The organism is Lutispora thermophila DSM 19022, assembly GCF_900142105.1.
Lineage (GTDB): Bacteria > Bacillota > Clostridia > Lutisporales > Lutisporaceae > Lutispora > Lutispora thermophila.
The window spans coordinates 83,476-107,324 of the sequence record NZ_FQZS01000015.1; the positions used below are offsets into that span (position 1 = coordinate 83,476).

Consider the following 23,849-nt stretch of genomic DNA (forward strand, 5'->3'; position numbering starts at 1 on the left):
ATTTGTATAATATTTACGAAGCTAATTTGTATTTATCTGTATTTAGTAAAAAATTTTTTATATAGGGAGGCAAAGCATGTATAACAAAGAAAAGCTTGATGCTGTAAAAGCAGCAAGAGAGAATTGGGAAAACAATAAGATTGCTAAAACTTTAGCAAAGGGACCTGAAAGAAAAGAAAAGTTTATGAGCACCTCAGGCTATGAAGTTAAGAGACTATATACTCCGGAGGATATAGCCGATTTGGATTACAATGAAGATTTGTCCTATCCCGGAGAGTTTCCCTATACAAGAGGTGTACAGCCTACCATGTATAGAGGAAAGTTGTGGACCATGAGGCAGTATGCTGGATTTGCAACTGCAGAAGAATCAAACAAAAGGTACAAATACTTGCTAGAGCAGGGACAAACCGGTTTGAGCGTTGCATTCGACCTTCCAACTCAGATTGGATATGATTCAGATCATCCATTGGCTGAAGGAGAAGTTGGCAAAGTTGGTGTTGCCATCGATTCATTAAAGGACATGGAAATACTGTTTGACGGAATACCTCTAGATAAGGTTAGTACTTCAATGACTATAAACGCACCTGCTGCAGTATTGTTGGCTATGTATATAGCTGTTGCAGAGAAACAAGGTGTAACACCTGATAAACTTTCAGGAACGATCCAAAATGATATATTGAAGGAGTACATTGCAAGGGGTACATATATATTCCCTACAGAACCTTCAATGAGACTCATCACTAATATATTTGAATACTGCGCAAAGAATGTTCCAAAATGGAATACCATATCAATCAGCGGCTATCACATCAGAGAAGCAGGTTCAACAGCAGTTCAGGAAGTTGCATTCACTTTGGCAGACGGTATAGCTTATGTTGAGGCTGCTATAAAAGCAGGTCTTGATGTAGATCAGTTCGCTCCTAGATTATCTTTCTTCTTTAACGCACATAATGATTTGTTGGAGGAAGTTGCTAAGTTCAGAGCAGCAAGAAGATTATGGGCGAAGATTATGAAAGAAAGATTCCATGCAAAAGATCCTAAATCAATGATGTTGAGATTCCATACTCAGACAGGCGGTTCGACTCTCACAGCACAACAGCCTGACAACAACATAGTGAGAGTTGCAATCCAAACCCTTGCAGCAGTATTAGGCGGAACTCAATCATTGCATACAAACTCCAGAGATGAAGCTTTGGCACTTCCGACAGAAGATTCAGTAAGAATCGCTTTGAGAACACAGCAGATTGTGGCTTATGAAAGCGGTGTAGCTGATACAATAGATCCATTGGCTGGTTCATACTATGTTGAAAGCATGACCAATGAAATAGAAAAGAGAGCTGCTGAGTACATTGCTAAGATAGATGAACTTGGAGGAGCTGCAAAAGCTATAGAAAAGGGATTCATCCAACAGGAGATTCAGGATAGTGCATATAGATATCAGAAAGAAGTTGAAAGTGGAGAAAGAATAGTAGTTGGAATGAACAAATTCCAAATCCAAGAATCTGCTCCAAAGGGATTATTGAGAGTTGATCCTGCGGTAGGAGAGATGCAGAAGGAAAAATTAAAAGCTCTAAGAGATGAAAGAGATAATGCAAAGGTAGAAGAAAGTCTGGCAGAACTCAAGAGAGCTGCAGGAACCGATGAAAACCTTATGCCATATATATTAACAGCTGTTAAACAATATGCAACATTAGGCGAGATATGCGGTGTTTTAAGAGAAGTGTTCGGCGAATACCAGCAATCTGTTATTCTGTAAGGAGGTAAATGAGATGAATAGACCAATTAGAGTCTTAGTTGCAAAACCCGGCCTTGACGGTCATGATAGAGGAGCAAAGGTTGTGGCCAGAGCCATGAGAGATGCAGGTATGGAGGTTATATATACCGGTCTTAGACAGACTCCTGAGCAGATAGCAGAAGCTGCAATACAGGAGGATGTAGATTGTGTAGCAATGAGCATATTGTCAGGAGCACACAATCATCTTTTCCCCAAGGTTGTTAAGCTTGTAAGGGAAAAAGGTGGAGAAGATATATTGATTATAGGCGGAGGAGTAATACCTGAAGAAGATATACCCGGTCTTAAAGAGGCAGGAATAGCAGAGATATTTACTCCAGGAACTCCAACAAGCGTTACTATAGATTTCATTAGAAACAACATAAAGAGAGATTAAGGGTGATTCAAATGGATATTAGGGCAGGCTTATTAAGTGGCAGCAAAAGAGCTGCCGCCCGCCTGATCACCATGATAGAAAACGGAGATCCGGAAGCCATAGAAATAATCAAGGAGAACTATCATAAGACAGGCAAAGCCAGAATAATAGGAGTTACAGGCCCTCCAGGTGCAGGCAAAAGCACTGTTACGGATAAGCTTGCAAAACTGGTAAGAAAACAAGGCAAAAGAGTTGCCATAATCGCTGTTGATCCTACAAGTCCTTTCAGCGGTGGAGCTATTCTGGGCGATAGGATCAGAATGTCAGATCTGAATACAGACGAGGGAGTCTTCATTAGGAGCATGGGAACGAGAGGAGCCTTAGGAGGGCTCTCAAAGTCTGTACATGGGGCAATAAAGGTCATGGACATTTTTGGATGTGACTATATCTTTGTAGAAACAGTTGGAGTTGGACAATCGGAGATAGATATAGTCAAAGTGGCAGATACAGTATTAATGGTGATGGTTCCAGGACTTGGAGATGATATTCAGGCCATTAAGGCGGGAATAATGGAGATAGGGGATGTGTTCGCAATTAATAAATCCGATAGAGAAGGAGCAGAGAAAACCGCAACGGAAATAGAGCTCATGCTTGATCTCAACGGTATGACAGAATACAGACCTCCAGTGAAAAATATAATAGCTAAGGATAACAAAGGAATCGATGAGCTTTGGGAAGCCCTTGAGAGCCATTATAAATATATGGTATCATCGGGCAATTTTGACAAAAGAAGAGAAAAGGCTATTGAAACCGAAATTTTGGAAATATTCAAGCAAAATTTACTAGACAGAGTGATGAGGCTTCAAAAGAATACTGAGTATTTGTCTGAACTCATATCAAAGGTATTTAACAAGCAGTTAGATCCGTTTAACGCTGCTGTAGAATTAGCAAATGTATTAAATAAAGAGGAGGGAAAATAAATGGTAACAAAAGTAGATCATATAGGTGTTGCTGTAAATAACTTGGAAGAATCAGTAAAGTTTTATGAGGAAATATTGGGACTAAAGCTTCATGGTATAGAAACCGTTGAAGAGCAAAAAGTAAAAGTTGCATTTTTGCCCATTGGGGATACAGAAATAGAATTATTAGAAGCTACTACACCTGATAGCCCTATAGCTAAGTTTATAGAAAAGAAAGGTCAGGGTGTACAGCACGTAGCTTTTAGAGTTGAAAACATAGAAGAAGCTCTGGAAGAAATGAGAAGACTAGGCATACAACTCATTGACGAAAAGCCAAGATATGGGGCTGGTGGTGCAAGGATTGCCTTCTTACATCCAAAGAGCACTAATGGACTATTGGTGGAGTTATGTGAGAGAAAAGGATAGGGAGTGGTAAAATGTCAATGGACAGGATTCAGGAACTTAATAAAAAAAGAGAAGCCATAATGCAAGGCGGTGGAGAAAAGAGAATACAGAAGCAGCATGAGTCAGGAAAGTTAACCGCCAGAGAAAGATTAAACCTATTATTTGACGAGGGAAGCTTTGTTGAAATTGACGCTTTCGTAAAGCATCGCTGCACAGAATTTGGCATGCAGGATGTAGATGCTCCGGGAGAAGGAGTTGTGACAGGTTATGGTACAGTTGACGGAAGACTGGTTTATGCATTCGCTCAAGACTTTACAGTTGTTGGCGGTTCTTTAGGAGAAATGCACGCTAAGAAGATATGCAAGGTTATGGATATGGCACTAAAAATAGGAGCTCCCTTAGTAGGAATGAACGATTCCGGCGGAGCAAGAATCCAGGAAGGCGTAGATGCATTGTCCGGTTATGGCAGCATATTCTACAGAAATACAATAGCTTCAGGTGTTATACCACAGATATCAGTAATAATGGGACCTTGTGCCGGTGGAGCAGTTTATTCTCCAGCTCTTACAGACTTCATATTCATGGTTGATAAGACCAGCCAGATGTTTATAACCGGACCACAGGTTATAAAGGCTGTTACAGGAGAAGAAGTTACTGCAGAAGACCTAGGTGGAGCAATGACTCATAATAAAGTGAGCGGTGTTGCTCATTTTATAAGTCCCGATGAAAAGCAATGCATAGAAGAGATAAAGAGACTTCTTAGCTTCTTGCCATCAAACAACATGGAAAGCGCACCTGTGTTTGAATGCGAAGACGATCTGAACAGAATAGAAGATAAGTTAAATGAAATAGTTCCGGATAATTCTAACAAAGCTTATGATATGAAAGAAATAATAACTACAATAGTTGATAACGGAGACTTCATGGAAGTTCAGCCTTACTATGCAATGAACATAATAACAGGGTTTGCAAGACTTAACGGTAAGTCTGTGGGTATCATAGCAAATCAGCCTAAGGTTTTAGCAGGATGTCTTGATATAAATGCATCTGATAAGGCTGGAAGATTTATAAGAACATGTGATGCTTTCAATATACCAATATTGAACTTAGTTGATGTACCAGGATTCTTGCCAGGTACCACTCAGGAATATGGCGGAATTATAAGACACGGAGCAAAGATGCTCTATGCATATAGTGAAGCCACAGTGCCAAAAGTTACTTTAATCGTAAGAAAGGCTTATGGTGGAGCATATCTTGCAATGTGCAGCAAAGATTTAGGTGCAGATCAGGTTTTTGCATGGCCTTCCGCAGAAATCGCCGTAATGGGTCCAGACGGTGCTGCAAACATTATATTCAAGAAAGATATTGAAGCAGCTGATAATCCAGCAGCAGCAAGACAAGAGAAAATTCAAGAATATAGAGATAAATTTGCAAATCCATATATTGCAGCCAGCAGAGGATATGTGGATGATGTAATAGAACCTGCTACTACAAGACAGAGACTGATTTCCGCCTTTGAAATGTTAGAGAGCAAGAGGGAAACAAGACCTGCGAAAAAACATGGCAATTTGCCTGTATAGAAGAGGGGGAAAACAATGAGCGAGGTACAGCAACTTACTTATGGACTCATAGTTACCCTGGTAGGTATGGGTATAGTATTCCTTGTATTGATCGGCTTGTCATTTATGCTTGATGCATTAAAGTTGTTATCAAATAAGGGTAAGGGCGAGAAAAAAGCTGAGGTTGTTAAGATAGAAAAGTCTGAAGAACCTGTAGAAGTAGTCAATGTCCCTGAAGAAGATGCTGGGGAGTTGATTGCAGTAATAAGTGCAGCTTTGGCTGCTTGTATGGGAAGCAGCAGTAATCTGGTAATAAAAACTATCAATAGAGTAGAAGGAAATACTCCAGTATGGGCTAAAGCTGGAAGACAAGAACAAATGTATAACAGATTATAGGGAGGAATAATAAATGAGAAAGTTTTTAATAAATGTTAATGGAAACAGCTACGAAGTTGAAGTAGAAGAAATAAGAGACGGAGTTGCTGCAACACCAGTAGCAGCCCCCGCACCAAAAGCAGCTCCAGCTCCAAAGGCAGCACCTGCGGCAGCACCAAAGGCAGCTTCAAAAGCAGCAGCACCTGCTTTAGTACCTGCAGGAGCAAATACAATTACAGCACCAATGCCTGGAACAATTCTTTCTGTTAATGTTAAAGTTGGTGATACAGTTAAAAAGGGACAGGTATTGTGCATACTTGAAGCAATGAAGATGGAAAATGAAATTATGGCAAGCGGAGATGGAAAAGTAGCTTCCATAGCAGTAAATGCAGGAGATTCTGTAAATACAGGACAGGTTCTGATTGTGCTTGAATAGGCATATGGAACTTCGAATGGGGGAATTTAAATGTCTTTGACTCAATCTTTAATTGATTTTTGCGGGACCATGGGCTTTACTTCTATGACATGGCAAGAAGGAGTAATGATATGTATATCCTTTGTTCTCATATATCTTGCCGTGAAGAAAGGTTTTGAGCCTTTGTTGCTATTGCCCATAGCCTTTGGTATGCTTTTAGCAAACTTGCCTATGGCTGGATTGAATGCAGAACCTGTATATGAGATAGTAGTAGATCCAGTAACTGGGCAACATGTACACCAATTGGTAGATGCAGGCGGACTGTTGTACTGGCTATACAGAGGAGTTAAGCTAGGTATATATCCTCCACTTATATTCTTAGGTGTAGGTGCCATGACAGACTTCGGTCCTCTTATTGCGAATCCCAGGAGTATATTACTCGGAGCAGCAGCTCAGTTAGGAATATTTACAACTTTTATAGGAGCATTATTGCTTAACTTTATACCTGGTATAACATTTACTATTCCTGAAGCAGCATCTATCGGTATAATAGGTGGAGCAGATGGACCTACTGCAATATATCTTACTGCCAAACTTGCACCCCATCTATTGGGACCCATTGCAGTAGCAGCTTATTCATATATGGCTTTGGTACCTTTGATTCAACCTCCGATAATGAGGGCTTTGACTACAAAGGAAGAAAGAGAAATAGTCATGGAGCAGTTAAGACCTGTATCCAAGCTAGAAAGAATAGTTTTCCCAATAATGGTTACCACAGTAGTATCATTGGTTCTTCCTTCAGCAGCATCTCTTGTGGGTATGCTTATGCTAGGTAATTTGTTGAGAGAAGCAGCTACAATCCAGAGTGGGCTCAATAGGTTGATGAAAACTGCTTCAGGAGAACTGATGAACATAATTGTTATCTTCTTGGGTACTACAGTAGGAGCAACTGCCAAAGGTGAGGTATTCTTATCACCTAAGACATTGGCTATAATTGCTCTTGGTCTTGCAGCTTTCTCAATGGGTACAGCAGGAGGAGTTCTATTTGGAAAGATAATGTGCAAAATGACTGGCGGAAAGGTAAATCCGCTTATAGGTTCAGCAGGTGTTTCTGCAGTTCCTATGGCAGCCAGAGTATCTCAGAAGGTTGGTCAGGAAGCAAATCCTTCAAACTTCCTTTTGATGCATGCTATGGGACCTAATGTTGCAGGAGTTATCGGATCTGCTGTTGCAGCAGGTGTTCTTCTCTCAATGTGCAATTTCTAAAATCAATATAGAGCAAAATACAGGCAGGGATGCCTGTATTTTGTTTTCTCTAACTGAATTATTAAAAATTCTCTAGTTGCTGCGAATGTTTATAAAGCAAGAATTTTTGCGTGTGTATTAGATGCGAAATATATAAGGACACAATTTCTTGAATGGATTGCAAGAAAAACCTGGTTATTTTAAAATATAACAATATAGGCATATTTTATAATAATGATGCTAAAAATTGCATAAAATGCCATTCCACATTTTATGCAGAATTCATAATAGCTAAATACAAATAATAAAGAGGAGAAGAATATGAAAGATGAGATATTGAAGGAACTGATAAATAACAAAAACAGATATTTGTCAGGTCAGGAATTGAGCAATAAATTGGGTATCAGCAGAACTGCCATATGGAAGCATATTAACAAATTAAAGGAAGAAGGATATATTATTAACTCTGTTACTAATAAAGGATATATTCTTGTAGAGGCCCCTGATATATTGCATCCGGTAGAAATAAAAGAACTTCTTAACACCAACTTCATAGGAAAAGAAATAATATATCTGAATTCAGTGGACTCGACAAACAACTACGGCAAAAAAATGGCTGAAAATGATTTCACAGATGGTACAGTCATAATTGCCGAGGAGCAAACTTCAGGCCGTGGCAGGCTTGGAAGGCACTGGATATCTCCAAAAGGTAAAGGAATCTGGATGACCATTATGCTAAAACCGGATATTAAGCCGGATCAAGCTTCACAGATAACACTTATTGCAGCGATGGCAGTATTGAAGGGGATAAAGGCTATTTGCGATATGGACACTATGATAAAGTGGCCCAATGATATAGTCCTTAATGGCAAAAAAATCTGTGGAATACTCACTGAAATGAGTGGAGAAATCGAAAGGATAAACTATCTTTGTGTAGGTATAGGGATAAATGTAAACTCAGAGGAGTCTGATTTCACTGATAAGGCTATAGACATAGCTACATCTATTAAGATTGCCAAAGGAGTAAAGGTAGAGAGAAAAAAACTGATAGCTAGGATATTGGATTATTTTGAAAGTTACTATTCTACTTTTTTGATAAAGGGCAGTTTAAAATTTATGATGGATGAGTACAAAAGGAGTTTGGCAAATATAGGAAAAGAAGTTATATTAATCGGCAAGGATGGAGAAATATTGGCAAAAGCCGAAGATGTAACAGCTGAAGGTCATCTTGTTGTCAGATTGGGCGATGGTACTCTCATGGAAGTATCATCTGGGGAAGTATCTGTAAGAGGAATATATGGATATATTTAAAGAAAATTATTGCATCAAGGTTCCAGTGGTGTTAAAATGATTTTGTCGGCATCGGATAGAGCCGAACATCAAATAAAATAATTAAAATATCGTCCGGTATCCCTTAGGAACTGGAACGGAGGTGCGAAAATGTATAGTGAAAGAGCAAAAAGTGTTATGTCAGTAAGAAAACTTGTTATTACAGGTATGCTGGCAGGGGTATCGATCTTATTAGGAAGTACTCCATTGGGCTTTATACCCATAGGGCCTACAAGGGCAACCATAATGCACTTACCTGTAATAATAGGGGCCATAATGGAAGGCCCTGTAGTGGCGGTAGGCATAGGCCTGATATTTGGTATATTTAGTATGATTCGGGCGGTTATGGCGCCTACCATTGTATCTTTTGTATTCTTAAACCCTTTGGTGGCAGTATTGCCAAGAGTACTCATCGGTATTACAGCCTATTATACCTACAAACTAACAAAGAGTGCTGCAGCTTCAGCAGTAGTGGGAACCTTAACCAATACAATAGGAGTATTGGGAATGATTTATGTTCTATATGGAGCTCAGTATGCAGCTGCAATGGGACAAGATCAGAGTAAAGCGGCAGCATTGATACTAGGTATAGCTACTACCAATGGCATACCGGAAGTAATAGTTGCCGTTGTAGTTGTCACTGCAGTAGTATCTGCTCTAAAAAGAATAAAAAAAGTATAAAACCAGGCTTAATGCCTGGTTTAAGTTTAATATAAAGGAGTGTAGTATATATGATACTGGTCATCGATGTTGGCAATACCAATATTGTTCTAGGTATATATGAAGGCAAAAAGTTGCTTGATTCCTGGAGAATCGGCACAGAGATTCACAAAACCAGTGATGAATATGGAATGATTGTGAACCAGCTGTTTAATTTTTCAAATTATAAAATATCAGATATAAATCAGGTAGTAATATCTTCTGTGGTTCCTACAGCTATGTATACACTGGAACATATGGCTAAAAAGTATTTTAAATGCGAGCCACTGGTGGTAGGACCTGGTACAAAGACAGGCATTAACATAAAGTATGATAATCCAAAAGAAGTAGGAGCAGATAGAATAGTAAATGCTGTCGCTGCTTATGAACTCTATGGAGGACCATTGATTATTGTTGATTTTGGTACAGCAACTACGTACTGCGCAGTATCAAAAAATGGGGAATATTTGGGGGGTGCTATATCTCCGGGAATTCAAATATCTATGGATGCACTGTTTCAAAGAACTGCAAAACTTCCTAAGGTAGAATTGGTAAAACCTGAAACAGTAATTTGCAAAAATACTGTAAACAGCATACAATCAGGGGTAATCTATGGATATGTAGGTCAAGTAGATTATATTGTAAGCAAAATGAAAAAAGAAATGGGAGACGATAAAGTAAAAGTAATTGCTACAGGAGGATTGGCTAAACTTATTGCTGCCGAATCACAGACCATACAAATTGTAAATGGTTTATTAACTCTTGAAGGATTGAGAATAATATATGAAAAGAACAAACAAGGACTTGGTGATTAGATGAATATAGGAAAAGTCACAACTGAAAATAATGTATTCCTGGCGCCTATGGCAGGAGTAACGGATACAGTTTTTAGACTTATATGCAAAAGCTTTAGTTGCGGCTTGATATGCACGGAGATGGTAAGTGCAAAAGGACTGTTCTATAAAAGCGAAAACACCAAGGCATTGATGGAGTTAAATCCAAAGGAACGGCCTGCTGCTATTCAGATATTCGGAAGTGATCCTGAAATAATGGCATATGCTGCTGCTAAGGCGGAGGAGGCAGGAGCCGATATTGTGGATATAAATATGGGATGTCCCACGCCCAAAATAGTTAATAATGGGGATGGCTCTGCTCTTATGAAAAATCCAAGGTTGGCAGGGCAAATAGTGGCCGCCGTTGTAAAGCAGGTGAACATTCCCGTTACTGTAAAGATTAGAAAGGGCTGGGATGAAAATAGCGTAAATGCTGTTGAGATAGCTAAAATAGCAGAGGAAGAAGGTGCAGCAGCAGTTGTGGTTCATGGCAGGACCAGAGAGCAGTTTTATAGTGGAAGAGCGGATTGGAACATAATCAGAAAAGTAAAGGAGGCATTATCTATACCTGTCATAGGTAATGGAGACATATGGAGTCCTCAAGATGCAAAAAGGATGATTGATGAAACAGGATGTGACGGGATAATGATAGGAAGGGGAGCACAAGGGAATCCTTGGATATTCAAAAGGGTAATTGAATATCTAAATAAAGGAATTATATCGGAAGAACCTACACCTAGGCAGAGAGTAGAAATGCTTTTATATCACTTAAACATGGAGATATGGCATATGGGCGAATATACAGGCATTAGAGAGATGAGGAAACATGCTGCATGGTATTTAAAAGGATTGCCAGGTTCCTGTGATTTGAAAAACAGAATCTTTACAATGACAGAAAAGGAAGAAATTGAAAAGTTGTTAAACTCCTATTTAGCTACTTTGGCATAAATAGGAGTTATTGACTTTTTGTGATATGTATAAAATTGTATAAATTTCACAATAGTATTAGAATGAATGTATATAGTGTAATGAAATAAAAATTGCAGAGGAGCGAAGCAAATGAAGCATGTTGTAAGTGTGAGCATTGGTTCGTCCAAACGGGATCACAGGGTTGAGTTTGATTTCAAAGGCGAGAAGATTGTAGTAGAACGAATAGGAACAGACGGAGATATGCAGAAAGCCATCGAAATGGTGAAAAAACTTGACGGGAAGGTTGATGCCTTTGGTATGGGGGGTATAGATTTATATTTGAGGGCAGGCAATAAAAAATATGTTATCAGAGATGCGATGCAAATAAAAAATGCTGCCCAGATAACTCCCATGGTAGATGGTTCCGGTTTGAAATCAACTTTGGAAAGAAAACTTCCAAGCTATATAAACGACAATATAATGCCGCTTAAAGGTAAAAGAGCTTTTATATTGACGGCTGTTGATAGATATGGTATGGCAGAAGGTTTTTTCGAAGAGGGCTGCAATTTGATTTTAGGAGATATAATGATAGCCCTGGGATTTAATATACCTATATATACTCTAAAAAAACTGGAGAGGATAGCAAGCATAGTAGCACCTTTGGCCTGTAAACTGCCATTTAACATGTTATATCCCACGGGAAAGGCTCAAAACAAGGGTGAGAATTTTGCAGGTAAATATGATAGATACTTTGACATTTCAGACATTATAGCAGGAGATTTTCATTATATAAGGCGTTTTTTGCCTATGGATGTTAAGGGAAAGATAATAGTAACAAATACTGTTACAAAGGAAGATGCGGAATGGCTTAAGGAAAGAAATGCAGGCATATTGATAACATCAACACCCAATCTATCCGGCAGATCATTTGGCACCAATGTTATTGAGGCTTTGGCAGTAGCCATACTAAAAAAAGATCCGGAGGATATAGAACCTGAGGAATATATGACTGTATTGAAGGATTTGGATTTTAAACCTCATATTGTATATCTTAAGGATATTAAGGCATCTTAGGTCTTTTGACTATAAAATATTGTCATATATTCATTGTGCCTATAATATTAATATTCAAACAGACTAATTGGAGATGGGAGGATGAAAAGGGCTGCAATAGTAGTACATAGTCATAATGCTAACAGAATAATGTTTTGGGTTTTAGGTAAGCCTCGCCAGATTGGTAGCATCAATGTTTTGCTTGGTGGAGAAGAATACCATATAAGCATATTTGAGATTCCCTATGTAAAAGATGATAAACATAAAGAGAAGCAAAGAGCTATTACAGATAAATTTTTAAAAGAAGAAGATATAAAGTATATTCTTTATGCAGATGAAGTGGATGAGGAATTGGAAAGGATATGGGCGACAGTTAAGATAATAAGGATATTAGAAGAAATTGGATCTGTTGTAGAAGAATACTTCTTGAATAAAAGTTTTGGAATAATAGGTAAGAAGCCGGATACTATTCTTCTGGAAGCACTATCGAGAGAGGCATCCAGTATCATAGTATTAAATGAAGGCCAAGATGTGTCTTTGATGGAAGAGCTTCATAAAAAAATAATCACTGAAACAGGTCTTTCCATAGCTTTTATATCTGACGCGAGTTATCTCATTAACCAGTCAAGGATAATAATACTGGAAAGCTCAGACGAAGTTGAGAAGTATAAAAGAATTCTGCCATATCCACCTCTATGTGTTAAGGAAACCTTAGTTATGCCAAAAGTAAAGGATGAATATAATTCAAATACTTTAGAAATCAAATATGCAGAAGAAATCGGGAAACTTATAGCGAAAATAATTTCTGAAAAAAATATAAGAGAAATTACTTGTTATTATCCAAATATATATTTTTTAAAAGAAAACGGCATTTTAACAAATCTTAAGAAAAGCAATAAAATCTTGACAATACAAAAGTGCTAATTTATAATTAATAAATAGCATGATAGGCAAGCACTGGAAGGGCATACCTTATGCAGTGCTTGTTATATTAATATATTGGCAATAATACCTGAACTGATCTGCTATCACAATTCGTATTATATAGATAAAAGCTTGAGATAAGCAGCTAAGTTCAAGAAATCAATACCAGGATAAAAATTTTATAAGGACATATATTATTCACATCAATAGCGTTTATAATATTGGTTATATTTTATATTTTTAAAGGGGAGACGTATAAATGTCAAACAATAAAGAAAACTTATTAACTGTATCAGGCTTAGCAAAGTTAGAGGAAGAACTAGAGTATTTAAGAGCTACAAAAAGAGCTGAAGTGGCTCAAAGAATTAAGCAAGCGCTTGCTTTCGGAGATATATCAGAAAACTCGGAGTATGATGAAGCAAAAAATGAGCAGGCTTTTGTGGAAGGTAGAATTGCTCAACTTGAAAATATATTGAAAACAGCTAAGGTTATTGATGATGAAGATATAAATACAGAAACAGTGAATGTAGGCGCAAAAGTATTGGTAAAAGATGAGGATTTGGGAGATGAAATGGAATATATAATAGTTGGTTCTGCAGAAGCAGATCCGATGAATATGAAGATATCCAATGAATCACCAGTAGGAAAAGCTTTGCTTGGCAAAAAAATTGGTGATATTGTAGAAATCCAAGTACCTGATGGTATACTTAAGTATAAGATTTTAGGTATTAATAAATAGGGGGAGTAATAATGACTAATGAGGAATTAAATCTAAATGATATACTTAGAGTTAGGAGAGAAAAACTAAAAGCACTTAAGGAAGCCGGCAAAAACCCTTTTGATATAGTAAAATACGATGTTACCCATCACTCTGACGAGATAAAGAATAATTTTGAGGCTATGGAGGGACAATTTGTATCTGTAGCCGGAAGGATTATGTCAAAAAGAGATATGGGTAAGGCCTCCTTCTCTGATGTGCAGGATAGAAATGGCAGAATTCAAATTTACATAAAGACAGACGATATCGGAGAAGAAAACTATAAGGAATTCAAAACCTATGATATAGGCGATATTATCGGAGTAAAAGGAACAGTTTTTAAAACAAAAAGAGGAGAAATATCAATTCATGCAAAAGAAATAGTTCTTCTAACAAAATCTCTTCACCCTCTACCAGAAAAATGGCATGGATTAAAGGATACAGACATAAGGTACAGGCAAAGGTATGTAGATTTAATAGTGAATCCTGAAGTAAGGGATGCTTTTATAAAAAGAACCAAGATAATTCAATGTGTGAGAAAGTTCTTTGATGATAGAGGGTTCTTGGAAGTAGATACTCCTGTTCTTGCAACCATAGCAAGCGGTGCAGCAGCAAGACCTTTTATAACTCATAGCAATGCCCTGGATATCGATCTATATTTGAGAATTGCTACTGAGTTATACTTGAAAAGACTCATTGTAGGCGGTTTTGAAAGAGTATATGAGATGGGCAAGGATTTTAGAAATGAAGGTATCAGCGTAAGGCACAATCCTGAATTTACTATGATTGAGTTATATCAAGCCTATGCGGATTATAATGATATGATGGAACATTGTGAGCAATGTATTGCATACTGTGCTCAGGAAGTATTGGGAACAACAAAGATCACATATCAAGGAACGGAAATTGATTTAACTCCCCCATGGAACAGAATAACAATGATCGATGCGGTTAAGAAATATGCAGGTGTTGATTTCAGAGAAGTTAAAGGTGATGAAGCAGCAAGGGAAATAGCAAAGAAACTTAACCTAGTAGATGAATTGAAGAAAGACTTGAAATACTGCACATGGGGAGATATTTTGAATGCTGCTTTTGAGGCTTATGTTGAAGAGCATCTGATTCAACCTACATTTGTTATAGATTATCCTGTGGAGATATCTCCTCTCACTAAAGCTAAGAAGGATGATCCTACTATAACTGAGAGATTTGAAGCATTTATATATGGAAGAGAAATTGCTAATGCGTATTCAGAGCTTAATGATCCTATAGTACAAAGAGAAAGGTTCTTGCAGCAGCTTAAGGAAAGAGAATATGGCGATGACGAAGCCTATGCAATGGATGAAGACTTTATACACTCCCTTGAGATTGGTATGCCACCTACAGGAGGAATGGGAATAGGCATTGATAGAATAATTATGTTCCTGACAGATTCTTATTCTATAAGGGATGTAATACTTTTCCCAACAATGAAGCCATTAGATTAGTGAAAAGGCATGGAGTATGAGCTCCATGTCTTAATTTTGGATGTTCTTTATTATTCAGTTTTATGAAAGTGTTTGGAGTAGGATTTGTTGGGATCTTACTCCATTTTCATATTTTACATCAAATTGATATTATGAAGTTGCACATTTCTTATATTCTGAAATTACGGAAGTTTCTGCATTTTCAACTCATTTGACCTAATCCATACATCATTTAAAATGCTCATGAGTTTGACAAATTCCATAAAAGCATTAAATTTATCAATACAAGGAACTATAGAAGATATAGGAGTGTTGTAATTAACATAAATAAGAGTACAAGTTTGTGTTTTCCGTAATAGCGGAATATTTTTCGGAATGTCGAAAAAAATAAATATTTCAAAATTTAGTGAGTGTTGACAAGCCCTAGAATTCAGCTGTTTCATATATTGGCATGACAATTGCGAAGTATATATATTGATATATAATTAACATTTATTTTATGAAGATAGGGTGTGATTATGTGGGCAATCTTATTTTTTATGGAAGTGATACAGTTGAACTTGCAAAAAAGTATGGTACTCCGTTATATATAATGAGTGAGGATTATATTGCAGACAGGTGTAGAGAAATCAGAGAAAATTTTTTGGAGAAATATGATAATACAATGGCTGTATATGCAAGCAAAGCTTTCTTGACCAGGGAAATGGCAAAGATAGTGAAGAGGGAAGGATTGGGAATGGATGTTGTATCCGGAGGAGAGCTTTATACAGCCTTGAATGCTGGTTTCCCTATGGACAAGATTGTATTTCATGGCAACAATAAGTTAGCTGATGAGATTGAAATGGCAGTTAAGAATGATGTGGGAAGAATCGTTGTAGATAATATTTATGAATTGGATTTAATTGAAGACATTGCTAGTAAATATAATAAGAAAGCTAATATTCTTTTTAGAGTTTCTCCAGGAGTGGATGCTCATACTCATAAATACATTCAAACAGGACAGGTTGATTCAAAGTTTGGTATTCCATTAAATGAAAATATTATTCATGTAGCAGTTAGAAAAGCTATGAATTGTAAACACATTGAACTGTCAGGATTCCATTTTCATATTGGTTCACAAATTCATGAAAATGAAGGTTACGTTCTGGCAATTAAGAAAATGGTTGAATTAATGAAGGAATTAAAGGATAAAGTAGGCTTTGTTACAAAGGAATTAAATACTGGCGGAGGATACGGCATACACTATAGAGATGATGAAAATAGAAAAAACGTAGCCTTTTTTACAGATGCTATAATGAATACTCTGGAAGAAGAATGCTGTAAGTACAGTTTACACAGGCCACTGGTTATTATAGAACCAGGAAGGTGGATTGTAGGAGAAGCAGGGATAACTCTTTATACTGTTGGAGCTATTAAGGAAATTCCTGGTGTCAGAACCTATATATCTGTTGATGGAGGTATGACCGATAATCCAAGACCTAGTTTATATCAGGCAAAATATGATGCGGTTATAGCAAATAAAATTGGAGAAAAACCTGTGAAAAAGGTTACAGTTGCAGGGAAATGCTGCGAATCAGGGGATATATTGATTTGGGATTTGGAAGTACCGGAAATTGAGTCAGGAGATATATTAGCTGTATTAGCCACTGGAGCATACAATTATTCAATGTCAAGCAATTATAACAGAAATCCAAGACCGGCAGTTGTCATGATATCAAAAGGATCAGATAGATTAATAGTAAAAAGAGAATCTTATGAAGACATGATTAGAAATGAAATTTAGTATGAGAGAGGAGTATTTAAATGGAATTCACCAAGATGGAGGCTGCAGGAAATGACTTTGTGGTTTTTAATGGGTTTAAATATGAAATAAAAGACTATGAAAAACTGGCATTAAAAGCCTGTGATAGGCATTTTAGCGTTGGTGCAGATGGAATACTTGTATGTGAAGGTTCTGATATAGCTGATATAAAAATGATTTACTATAATTCTGATGGTTCAAGAGGCGAAATGTGTGGCAATGGAATTAGATGTTTTTCTAAGTATGTATATGAAGAGGGATTAATTGATAAAAAAATTTTCACTGTTGATACATTGGCTGGAATAAAAACTATTTGGATTGAAACGGACAATGAGAACAAGGTAAAAACAGTTAAAGTAAACATGGGGAAGCCTTTATTTAGAGCTAAAGATGTTCCAGTAGATTTAAATAAGGAAAAGATAATAGAAGAAACCATAGACATATGTGGGGAAAAAATAGTATTTTCGTCTTTATTAGTAGGAGTACCTCATACAGTTATATTCGTAGATGATATAAGAAATATAGATATAAATGAATTAGGGAAAAAAATAGAGACACATTGCATATTTCCTAGAAAGACAAATGTAAATTTTGTTGAGGTAGTTGATAGAGATAAAATAAACATATATACATGGGAAAGAGGTGCAGGAAGAACATTAGGCTGTGGTACGGGTTCTTGTGCTAGTGTTGTTATTGGCAATATTATTGGTAAACTCAATAATGTTGTTAACGTAAAAACAGAAGGAGGAGAATTGGAAGTTCAAATTGGAGAAGACCTTGAAATATATATGAAAGGGGGAGCAAATAGAATTTGTGACGGAGTTTTTTTAAAATTGACATAATTATAATAAATAATAAAAGGGGGTATTCAAATGTCAGAGGCGAACAAAAAAAGTTTTTGGCAATATTATAGGTTCCCGATTATTTTGGTATCATCTATCGTAATTGGATGTATTATAGGATTAGTGTTGGGAGAAAAAGCGACAGTTTTAAAACCATTTGGCGACATATTTTTGAATTTGATGTTTACATTAGTAGTTCCACTTGTATTTGTGACAATTTCAAGTGCTGTTTCCAGTATGGTTGATTTAAAAAGGCTTGGAAAGATAATAGGTTATATGTTGATCATATTTGTTATTACAGGTTTTATTGCATCTGTAATAATGATAACTACAGTAAAATTGTTTCCACCGGCTAAAGGCGTAAGCATTGCCATGGAAGCTCCTGGTGAGATACAAGCTTTAAATACTTCGGAACAAATTGTAAAAGCTATAACTGTAAGCGACTTTCCGGAATTAATATCAAGAAAAAACATGCTGCCACTAATTTTATTCTCGGTATTCTTTGGATTATGCATTAGTCTGATAGGAGAGAAAGCTAAAATAGTTTCAGATTTACTTAATGTTCTATCTGAAGTATTTTCAAAGATGGTATCGTTGGTAATGTATTATGCTCCAATTGGATTAGGTGCTTATTTTGCAGCTTTAATAGGGGAATATGGGCCGGAATTGTTGGGCTCTTATGCAAGAGCAATGGCAGTATACTATCCTGTTTGCATACTATATTTCTTCATAGCATTTTACTTATATGCATATTATTCTGGTGGAAAGCAAGCTGTAAATCTTTACTTTAAAAATATATTCCCAGCAGCAATTACTTCATTAGCAACCCAAAGCAGCATAGCTACTTTACCTGTTAACCTTCAGGGAGCTAAAAGGATTGGGGTGCCAAAGGATATTAGAGAAATTGTAATTCCAATTGGCGCTACTGCTCATATGGATGGCTCGTGCCTAAGTGCAATATTGAAAATTTCATTCTTATTTGGTCTATTTGATGTTCCTTTTGAAGGAATAGGGACTTTTTTAACGGCTATTTTAGTTTCTGTATTGAGTGGGGTAGCCATGTCTGGTGTTCCAGGCGGAGGTTTGATAGGCGAAATGCTTATAGTAAATTTATATGGATTCCCAGCAGAAGCATTCCCAATAGTAGCTACAATTGGATACTTGGTAGACCCACCGGCCACTATGCTTAATGCAACAGGGGATACAGTGGCTTCCATGATGGTAACAAGAATACTAGAAGGAAAAGATTGGATCGCTAAAAAGCTTACAGCCAATGAATCTGAATAAATAGACATTAAGGGTTTATACGGACAAAAAGAAGTAAATATGTTTAACTAAGCTTCCTGAATTAGCTGCTTAGCCATGGCTTGTTTGTACAAAACCTTAGATAATTGCTTATATTTCCTCTCAATTTAATAATTGTATGACAAATTAAATTGCACTTGTGAATAAATCTCTTTTCTGTGTTTTTTAGGGTCTATTGCTTTTAGCAGATTTATTTCACAAGTGTATTTTTATTCCTTGAATTAGACAGCAGAGTATATATTTCATGTGCCTCAATGTTTAAATCTTTTATTTTCAAAGATTCTTTGCCCTTGAAGCTAGAATTAGAAAATTATACAATTAAATAAAAATAATGCTCCAAATTGCCCAAATATCCATGAAACGATGAAGTTATGTGCTTGTTTAGAGGTGATAATATGCTTTTCAATTCCGAAGAATATGTCAGTATGTTCACAGATATGATGTCTGAAGGATTAATAGTCATAGACAGTAATGGGAAAATACAGATATATAATAAAAAGGCCAAAGAAATATTCGGTATTATAAACCATGGTAAGCAGTGTCATGATAATGGAAAAATTAAAGCAGGAGATATTGTAATTATAGGAGATAATGTATTAGGTATTGACGATGGAAAATTAGATGCAAAGAAGTTGCAAGCCATTGGAATATATGATGAAAATATACAAAGTGGAGATGCGCTAATTGCGATAGGAGCTTATATAAGAAAAGATGTACCTCCTATATATAAATTTCTAAAACCTGATCATTTAGAGGAAACATTCAAGCTTAAAACTAAATATCTTGGAGTGGACATAGGAGTAATTATAGATTTCATTAATAAGATCATTACAATTGAAGTAAATAATGAAAAGTATACAATGAACTATATAAATAGCATTGGACATATGGTAATAGTAGATGGTAATACAAGGAAGATGAAGTTTTACCAGTCTAACGGGTATACTGCAAGGGGTGAAAGCATTAGCGATATATTAATGGGAAAAACTTATAGGGCAAAAGGAGAAAAATCAGATGTTTTAGATGTAATTGGGAAGAACATATTTGAAATCCACAGAGGAAGTTCCACTATAAAGGAATTCTATGCTGTTGCAAGAGGAGAAGACATTAGCTATAAGGATGAATATAAAGAGATAAACGGATTTCCTACCATGTGCAGTCTCATCCCTATAGATAGGGATGGGAAAAGAATTGGTGCTGCATTAAAAGTAGAAGACATTTCGGAAATAAGAAAAGCAGTAGATGAAAAGGATAAAGCTCTACAGAAGCTGGAAAAAGTAGAGAGAGAGCTAAAAGTAGAAAGAGAGTTAATAGAGAAGAAAACCCTAAAAAGAGCATTTCCGAATATTATTGGCGAAAGCAAAAAAATGGAGTATGTTAAAAAACTCGCCCTAAAAGCATCAAAAACTAACTCTACAGTACTTATATTAGGCGAAAGCGGTACAGGAAAAACAGCCATTGCAAAATCTATTCACGAAAACAGTGAGGTTAGAGATAAGCCTTTTGTACATGTCAACTGCGGAGCCATATCCTATAATTTACTTGAATCGGAGCTGTTTGGATATGATAAGGGAGCCTTCACAGGGGCCAGAAGTGAAGGAAAGAAAGGGCTTTTTGAAATAGCAAATGGTGGGACTATGTTTTTAGATGAAATAGGAGAAATGCCATTGAGTTTACAGGTAAAGCTACTTCAGGTTTTGCAGAATAAATGCTTTTACAAAGTTGGGGGTACTAAGAAAGTAAATGTAAATGTAAGGATAATTGCTGCTACTAATAAGAATCTGGAGAAGGAGATGTTAGAAGGGAGATTTAGGGAGGACTTATATTACAGAATAAGTGTATTTCCCATATATATACCACCTTTAAGGGAGAGAATTGAGGACATATATCCTTTGGTTAACAACCTGTTGCCAAAGATATGTAAAAAAGTTGGTACTGATGAAAAAAGGCTTTCTGTAGAGGCAGTTAATATATTGACTAAATATTATTGGCCTGGAAATATAAGGGAGCTTGAAAATGTGTTGGAGAGAGCTGTAATCTTAGCAGAGAAAAATACTATTCTGTCCAGACATATAGAACTACCAAAGAGTGAAAGAATATTGGCGCCAAAGACTATAATGCCGCTAAAAAAAGAATTGGAACTTTGTGAAAAGGATGCAATAATAAGGGCCATAAACTATTACAATGGAGATAAAAAGAAGGCCATGGAAGCCCTTGGCATAAGAAAAACTTCTTTCTATGAAAAGATAAAAAGGTATAGCCTCGTATAGTTAATAGGGAAGTGAGATTTATTTCAATCTCACTTTATTTGTATTTAGTTCATCAATTTTTATGCATCCCCTAAATTTGCTTAGAACCTGTTATCTCTTTTTCTATATTGTTGATGTATTCAACAGAAGAAGGAGGAAGCATATCAATAAGTTCTTTTCTGCATCTTGCTGCCACATCCACCCTAGATTCTTTTTTGTTCTGAGCTAATTCAATCCAACTTATTTTCTTTTTTCCATAATATAAATCATAATCACACAACCTTTTATTATCTGAAGAAATCTCAAGTCCCATCAATATTTTCTTAATATATTTAGGTTCAAACAATGTAAAAAATTTAATACTATAGACTCCCACCGTCATAAGTATAACAGCATGGTCTCTGGACCAGTTTTCGCCCAGTATGAGTCCCAATTCCAGATTATCTATGACATGTCTTAGTCTTCTATAGTGTAAATGGTAGGCATTGTATATATCATATATTCGGATGTCAAATTCAAACCAGTTTTTATTCTCTAATCCTTCATTCAGATATCCAAGCAATTTGAGTTTAAGATTTCTGTACAGCTCTTTAAAAGGCATGGGTATTAGCAAGCATCTCTCATTCAAATCATCTAGGCTGAGATTTCTACTAAGAGGTTTATCAGTAAATGCTACTATGCTATCAGTTAATTCGAAGTTCAAAGCAGATTCCTTTATATTTCCTATCTTACCCCCATAATCTTTTAATAGGGAGTAAATGATTTTATCAAGATTACCAAAATATCTCATAATTATCTGCCTTGGTGCTACTCGAAGGCTTTTGACCAAATGATGTTTTTTATCATTGGTTATTCTGCATAGAATTTCATCGGAATCCAAAGGCAGCATATATACTTGGGTGTCTTTGCTCAATATTGCTGCACTGCTTATATCATCAGTTATATATATAATTGTATAATCTTCATTGGTTCTTGATGATACTGTATAAAAGCTTGATTTAAATGCTTTAAGAGTATCAATGAAATAGTCTCCGATTGCATTTACATCGTATGTTTCAATTACTAAGTGCTTGCTTGATTTCCTCACTAATGAAATCAATTTTTATCACCGTCCTTTTTATTGCTTTTATAATTAGCAAGTATAGCATTTGTGATTTTTGCAGCATGAAGTTCTGATACTTTACAAACCAATTTTTCCCTTCATAAGTCTCGCATCATCTATAGCCTTGGGATAAGGAAGATAGAAAAGCCTGTTAGTTTCGCTGGTAAGTATGTTTATAGTTGAAATTCCATTTAGATATACCTTATTATTTATCATATCGTTTCTTAAGGATATATCGTGTCCAAAGAAATTATAATCTGATGAGTTTTCAACTACCTTCATGGGATAGTGGCTTAGTGTAGCTTGTTTATTAAAGACTTCAACTTTAGAACAATCTTCAATAATGATACTTCTTGTGAGGTGCTTTCTCATAATTTCTACATTATCGTGATTGCCTGCACATACATATATTTTTTCGGCACTGGAATTTTCAATAATATCAATTATAGATTTAAGATGCTGCTCATATTTAGGGAGTAGATAGCTGTATTTTTCCAGTTTTATGTTATCTACCATGTCGCCTGTATGTATTATAATATGCGGCGAAAGATCATTTAATAGCTTTTTTAATGCATCAAAAAAGATTGTGGGTGTATCAGATATATGAAGCAGCTTTTTTTCTTTAATGTTTCTTATTCTCTCGGGTATAAAAACGTAACCCATTATACTATAGTAAAGATATCTCCATTTTTCATTCATTCTGCAACCTCGTAAAAATATTATAAAAATGCATATTATATATATTATTGTACATAATAAATTTTACATTAATCAAAATAATTAGTGAAGAGTATAAACCTAGCATCATAAAAAAGAATATTTTATGTTTGAACTTTGATTCTAAGTACATTGGCTTTTTTAACTGTTATTAAGATGATGGGAAAACATATAAGTAAAAATCGCTTTTGACATATAGGATGAAACGTAAAATGAAGAAATAACCAATGAATTATATATTGACAGAGTGATCTAAACATGATAAGATGTAATTCCTGCTTCGGTGGGAAACGCAAACAATAATGAATCCCAAATACCTAAAAGATAATAACATGTTTTTAATATGCTACTAAGTAATTGCTGAAAATATCCAACAAAAAACATGTTGACATATACATTGAGACATGATAAAATAAAATTCCTGCTTCGGCAGGGAGCAAATCAAAGCATGAAGCAAAAATGTCGAAAATGAATATTGACAGTTTGCAAAATGCGTGATAATATAAGATTCGTCGGCGCGATGAGCTGACGAAGAGAGAGAAATGGACTTTGAAAACTAAACAGTACTAGATGAAAGTAATTCTTTTGAGTAGGATTGAACAAAGAAGAGTTAATTTAGGTAGAAGCTATGACGGAAGTCGTAGGTTAAATAGAATTAACATGAGAGTTTGATCCTGGCTCAGGACGAACGCTGGCGGCGTGCCTAACACATGCAAGTCGAACGGAGATGGTGGGATAGCTTGCTATTTTATCATCTTAGT

General features: G+C 36.0%; 22 protein-coding genes and 1 rRNA gene. 21 read left to right on the forward strand and 2 right to left on the reverse strand.

Translation table 11 applies throughout. The annotated features are described in order from the left end of the window. Positions 1 to 76: 76 nt before the first annotated feature. The 20 genes from BUB48_RS11615 to BUB48_RS11710 all read left to right on the forward strand — a co-directional run bounded on the left by BUB48_RS11615 (position 77) and on the right by BUB48_RS11710 (position 21,290). Entirely contained in the window at positions 77 to 1,756 is a 1,680-nt protein-coding gene (locus BUB48_RS11615; protein WP_073026409.1) for an acyl-CoA mutase large subunit family protein, read from the forward strand. Positions 1,757 to 1,769: 13 nt separating this feature from the next. Further along, on the forward strand, positions 1,770 to 2,168 hold the full coding sequence (locus BUB48_RS11620; RefSeq protein ID WP_073026410.1) for a cobalamin B12-binding domain-containing protein: 399 nt from the start codon (positions 1,770 to 1,772) through the stop codon (positions 2,166 to 2,168). An 11-nt stretch (positions 2,169 to 2,179) separates the two neighbouring features. Next, the gene (meaB, locus tag BUB48_RS11625) at positions 2,180 to 3,127 is read left to right on the forward strand and encodes a methylmalonyl Co-A mutase-associated GTPase MeaB (RefSeq protein WP_073026411.1); all 948 of its coding nucleotides are present in this window, start codon (positions 2,180 to 2,182) and stop codon (positions 3,125 to 3,127) included. Further along, on the forward strand, positions 3,128 to 3,532 hold the full coding sequence (mce, locus tag BUB48_RS11630; RefSeq protein WP_073026412.1) for a methylmalonyl-CoA epimerase: 405 nt from the start codon (positions 3,128 to 3,130) through the stop codon (positions 3,530 to 3,532). A gap of 11 nt (positions 3,533 to 3,543) precedes the next feature. Then, positions 3,544 to 5,091 carry a methylmalonyl-CoA decarboxylase subunit alpha gene (gene mmdA, locus BUB48_RS11635; RefSeq protein ID WP_073026413.1) on the forward strand — a complete coding sequence of 516 codons (1,548 nt, stop codon included), beginning with the start codon at positions 3,544 to 3,546 and terminating at the stop codon, positions 5,089 to 5,091. A 15-nt stretch (positions 5,092 to 5,106) separates the two neighbouring features. Next, positions 5,107 to 5,466: an OadG family protein gene (locus BUB48_RS11640; RefSeq protein WP_073026414.1), complete on the forward strand. Its 360-nt coding sequence runs from the start codon at positions 5,107 to 5,109 to the stop codon at positions 5,464 to 5,466. A gap of 13 nt (positions 5,467 to 5,479) precedes the next feature. Then, entirely contained in the window at positions 5,480 to 5,881 is a 402-nt protein-coding gene (locus tag BUB48_RS11645; protein WP_073026415.1) for a biotin/lipoyl-containing protein, read from the forward strand. Between the two features lie 30 nt (positions 5,882 to 5,911). After that, the gene (locus tag BUB48_RS11650) at positions 5,912 to 7,126 is read left to right on the forward strand and encodes a sodium ion-translocating decarboxylase subunit beta (RefSeq protein WP_073026416.1); all 1,215 of its coding nucleotides are present in this window, start codon (positions 5,912 to 5,914) and stop codon (positions 7,124 to 7,126) included. Positions 7,127 to 7,426: 300 nt separating this feature from the next. Further along, positions 7,427 to 8,416 carry a biotin--[acetyl-CoA-carboxylase] ligase gene (locus BUB48_RS11655; RefSeq protein WP_073026417.1) on the forward strand — a complete coding sequence of 330 codons (990 nt, stop codon included), beginning with the start codon at positions 7,427 to 7,429 and terminating at the stop codon, positions 8,414 to 8,416. Positions 8,417 to 8,545: 129 nt separating this feature from the next. Next, complete coding sequence (locus BUB48_RS11660; RefSeq protein ID WP_073026418.1) at positions 8,546 to 9,115, forward strand: ECF transporter S component; 570 nt, start codon at positions 8,546 to 8,548, stop codon at positions 9,113 to 9,115. Positions 9,116 to 9,165: 50 nt separating this feature from the next. Beyond that, complete coding sequence (locus BUB48_RS11665) at positions 9,166 to 9,948, forward strand: type III pantothenate kinase (protein WP_073026419.1); 783 nt, start codon at positions 9,166 to 9,168, stop codon at positions 9,946 to 9,948. Next, complete coding sequence (gene dusB, locus BUB48_RS11670) at positions 9,949 to 10,914, forward strand: tRNA dihydrouridine synthase DusB (protein ID WP_073026420.1); 966 nt, start codon at positions 9,949 to 9,951, stop codon at positions 10,912 to 10,914. Between the two features lie 111 nt (positions 10,915 to 11,025). Further along, complete coding sequence (locus BUB48_RS11675) at positions 11,026 to 11,949, forward strand: quinate 5-dehydrogenase (protein WP_073026421.1); 924 nt, start codon at positions 11,026 to 11,028, stop codon at positions 11,947 to 11,949. Between the two features lie 81 nt (positions 11,950 to 12,030). Further along, positions 12,031 to 12,852 (forward strand): hypothetical protein, encoded by an 822-nt coding sequence (locus tag BUB48_RS11680; protein WP_073026422.1) that lies wholly within the window; start codon positions 12,031 to 12,033, stop codon positions 12,850 to 12,852. 259 nt (positions 12,853 to 13,111) lie between these two features. Then, on the forward strand, positions 13,112 to 13,591 hold the full coding sequence (gene greA / locus BUB48_RS11685; RefSeq protein ID WP_073026423.1) for a transcription elongation factor GreA: 480 nt from the start codon (positions 13,112 to 13,114) through the stop codon (positions 13,589 to 13,591). Between the two features lie 11 nt (positions 13,592 to 13,602). Beyond that, complete coding sequence (gene lysS / locus BUB48_RS11690; protein WP_073026424.1) at positions 13,603 to 15,093, forward strand: lysine--tRNA ligase; 1,491 nt, start codon at positions 13,603 to 13,605, stop codon at positions 15,091 to 15,093. A gap of 499 nt (positions 15,094 to 15,592) precedes the next feature. Further along, complete coding sequence (lysA, locus tag BUB48_RS11695; RefSeq protein WP_333782601.1) at positions 15,593 to 16,855, forward strand: diaminopimelate decarboxylase; 1,263 nt, start codon at positions 15,593 to 15,595, stop codon at positions 16,853 to 16,855. A 20-nt stretch (positions 16,856 to 16,875) separates the two neighbouring features. Continuing rightward, positions 16,876 to 17,715, forward strand: a complete 840-nt coding sequence (gene dapF, locus BUB48_RS11700) for a diaminopimelate epimerase (protein WP_073026426.1) — start codon at positions 16,876 to 16,878, stop codon at positions 17,713 to 17,715. Between the two features lie 30 nt (positions 17,716 to 17,745). Continuing rightward, positions 17,746 to 19,002, forward strand: coding sequence for a dicarboxylate/amino acid:cation symporter (locus BUB48_RS11705; RefSeq protein WP_073026427.1), 1,257 nt, complete (start codon positions 17,746 to 17,748; stop codon positions 19,000 to 19,002). Between the two features lie 413 nt (positions 19,003 to 19,415). Continuing rightward, positions 19,416 to 21,290 carry a sigma-54 interaction domain-containing protein gene (locus BUB48_RS11710; RefSeq protein ID WP_073026428.1) on the forward strand — a complete coding sequence of 625 codons (1,875 nt, stop codon included), beginning with the start codon at positions 19,416 to 19,418 and terminating at the stop codon, positions 21,288 to 21,290. 70 nt (positions 21,291 to 21,360) lie between these two features. On the opposite strand, the gene BUB48_RS11715 is transcribed toward BUB48_RS11710, so the two are convergent. Together BUB48_RS11715 and BUB48_RS11720 are read right to left on the reverse strand one after the other, a co-directional pair. Continuing rightward, a complete protein-coding gene (locus BUB48_RS11715) occupies positions 21,361 to 22,368 on the reverse strand; it encodes a hypothetical protein (RefSeq protein WP_073026429.1) in 1,008 nt (335 codons plus the stop codon). Positions 22,369 to 22,449: 81 nt separating this feature from the next. Beyond that, positions 22,450 to 23,070, reverse strand: a complete 621-nt coding sequence (locus BUB48_RS11720) for a metallophosphoesterase (RefSeq protein WP_073026430.1) — start codon at positions 23,068 to 23,070, stop codon at positions 22,450 to 22,452. 674 nt (positions 23,071 to 23,744) lie between these two features. On the opposite strand from BUB48_RS11720, the gene BUB48_RS11725 reads away from it, so the two are divergent. After that, positions 23,745 to 23,849: ribosomal RNA gene (locus BUB48_RS11725) — 16S ribosomal RNA — on the forward strand; the annotation flags it as partial.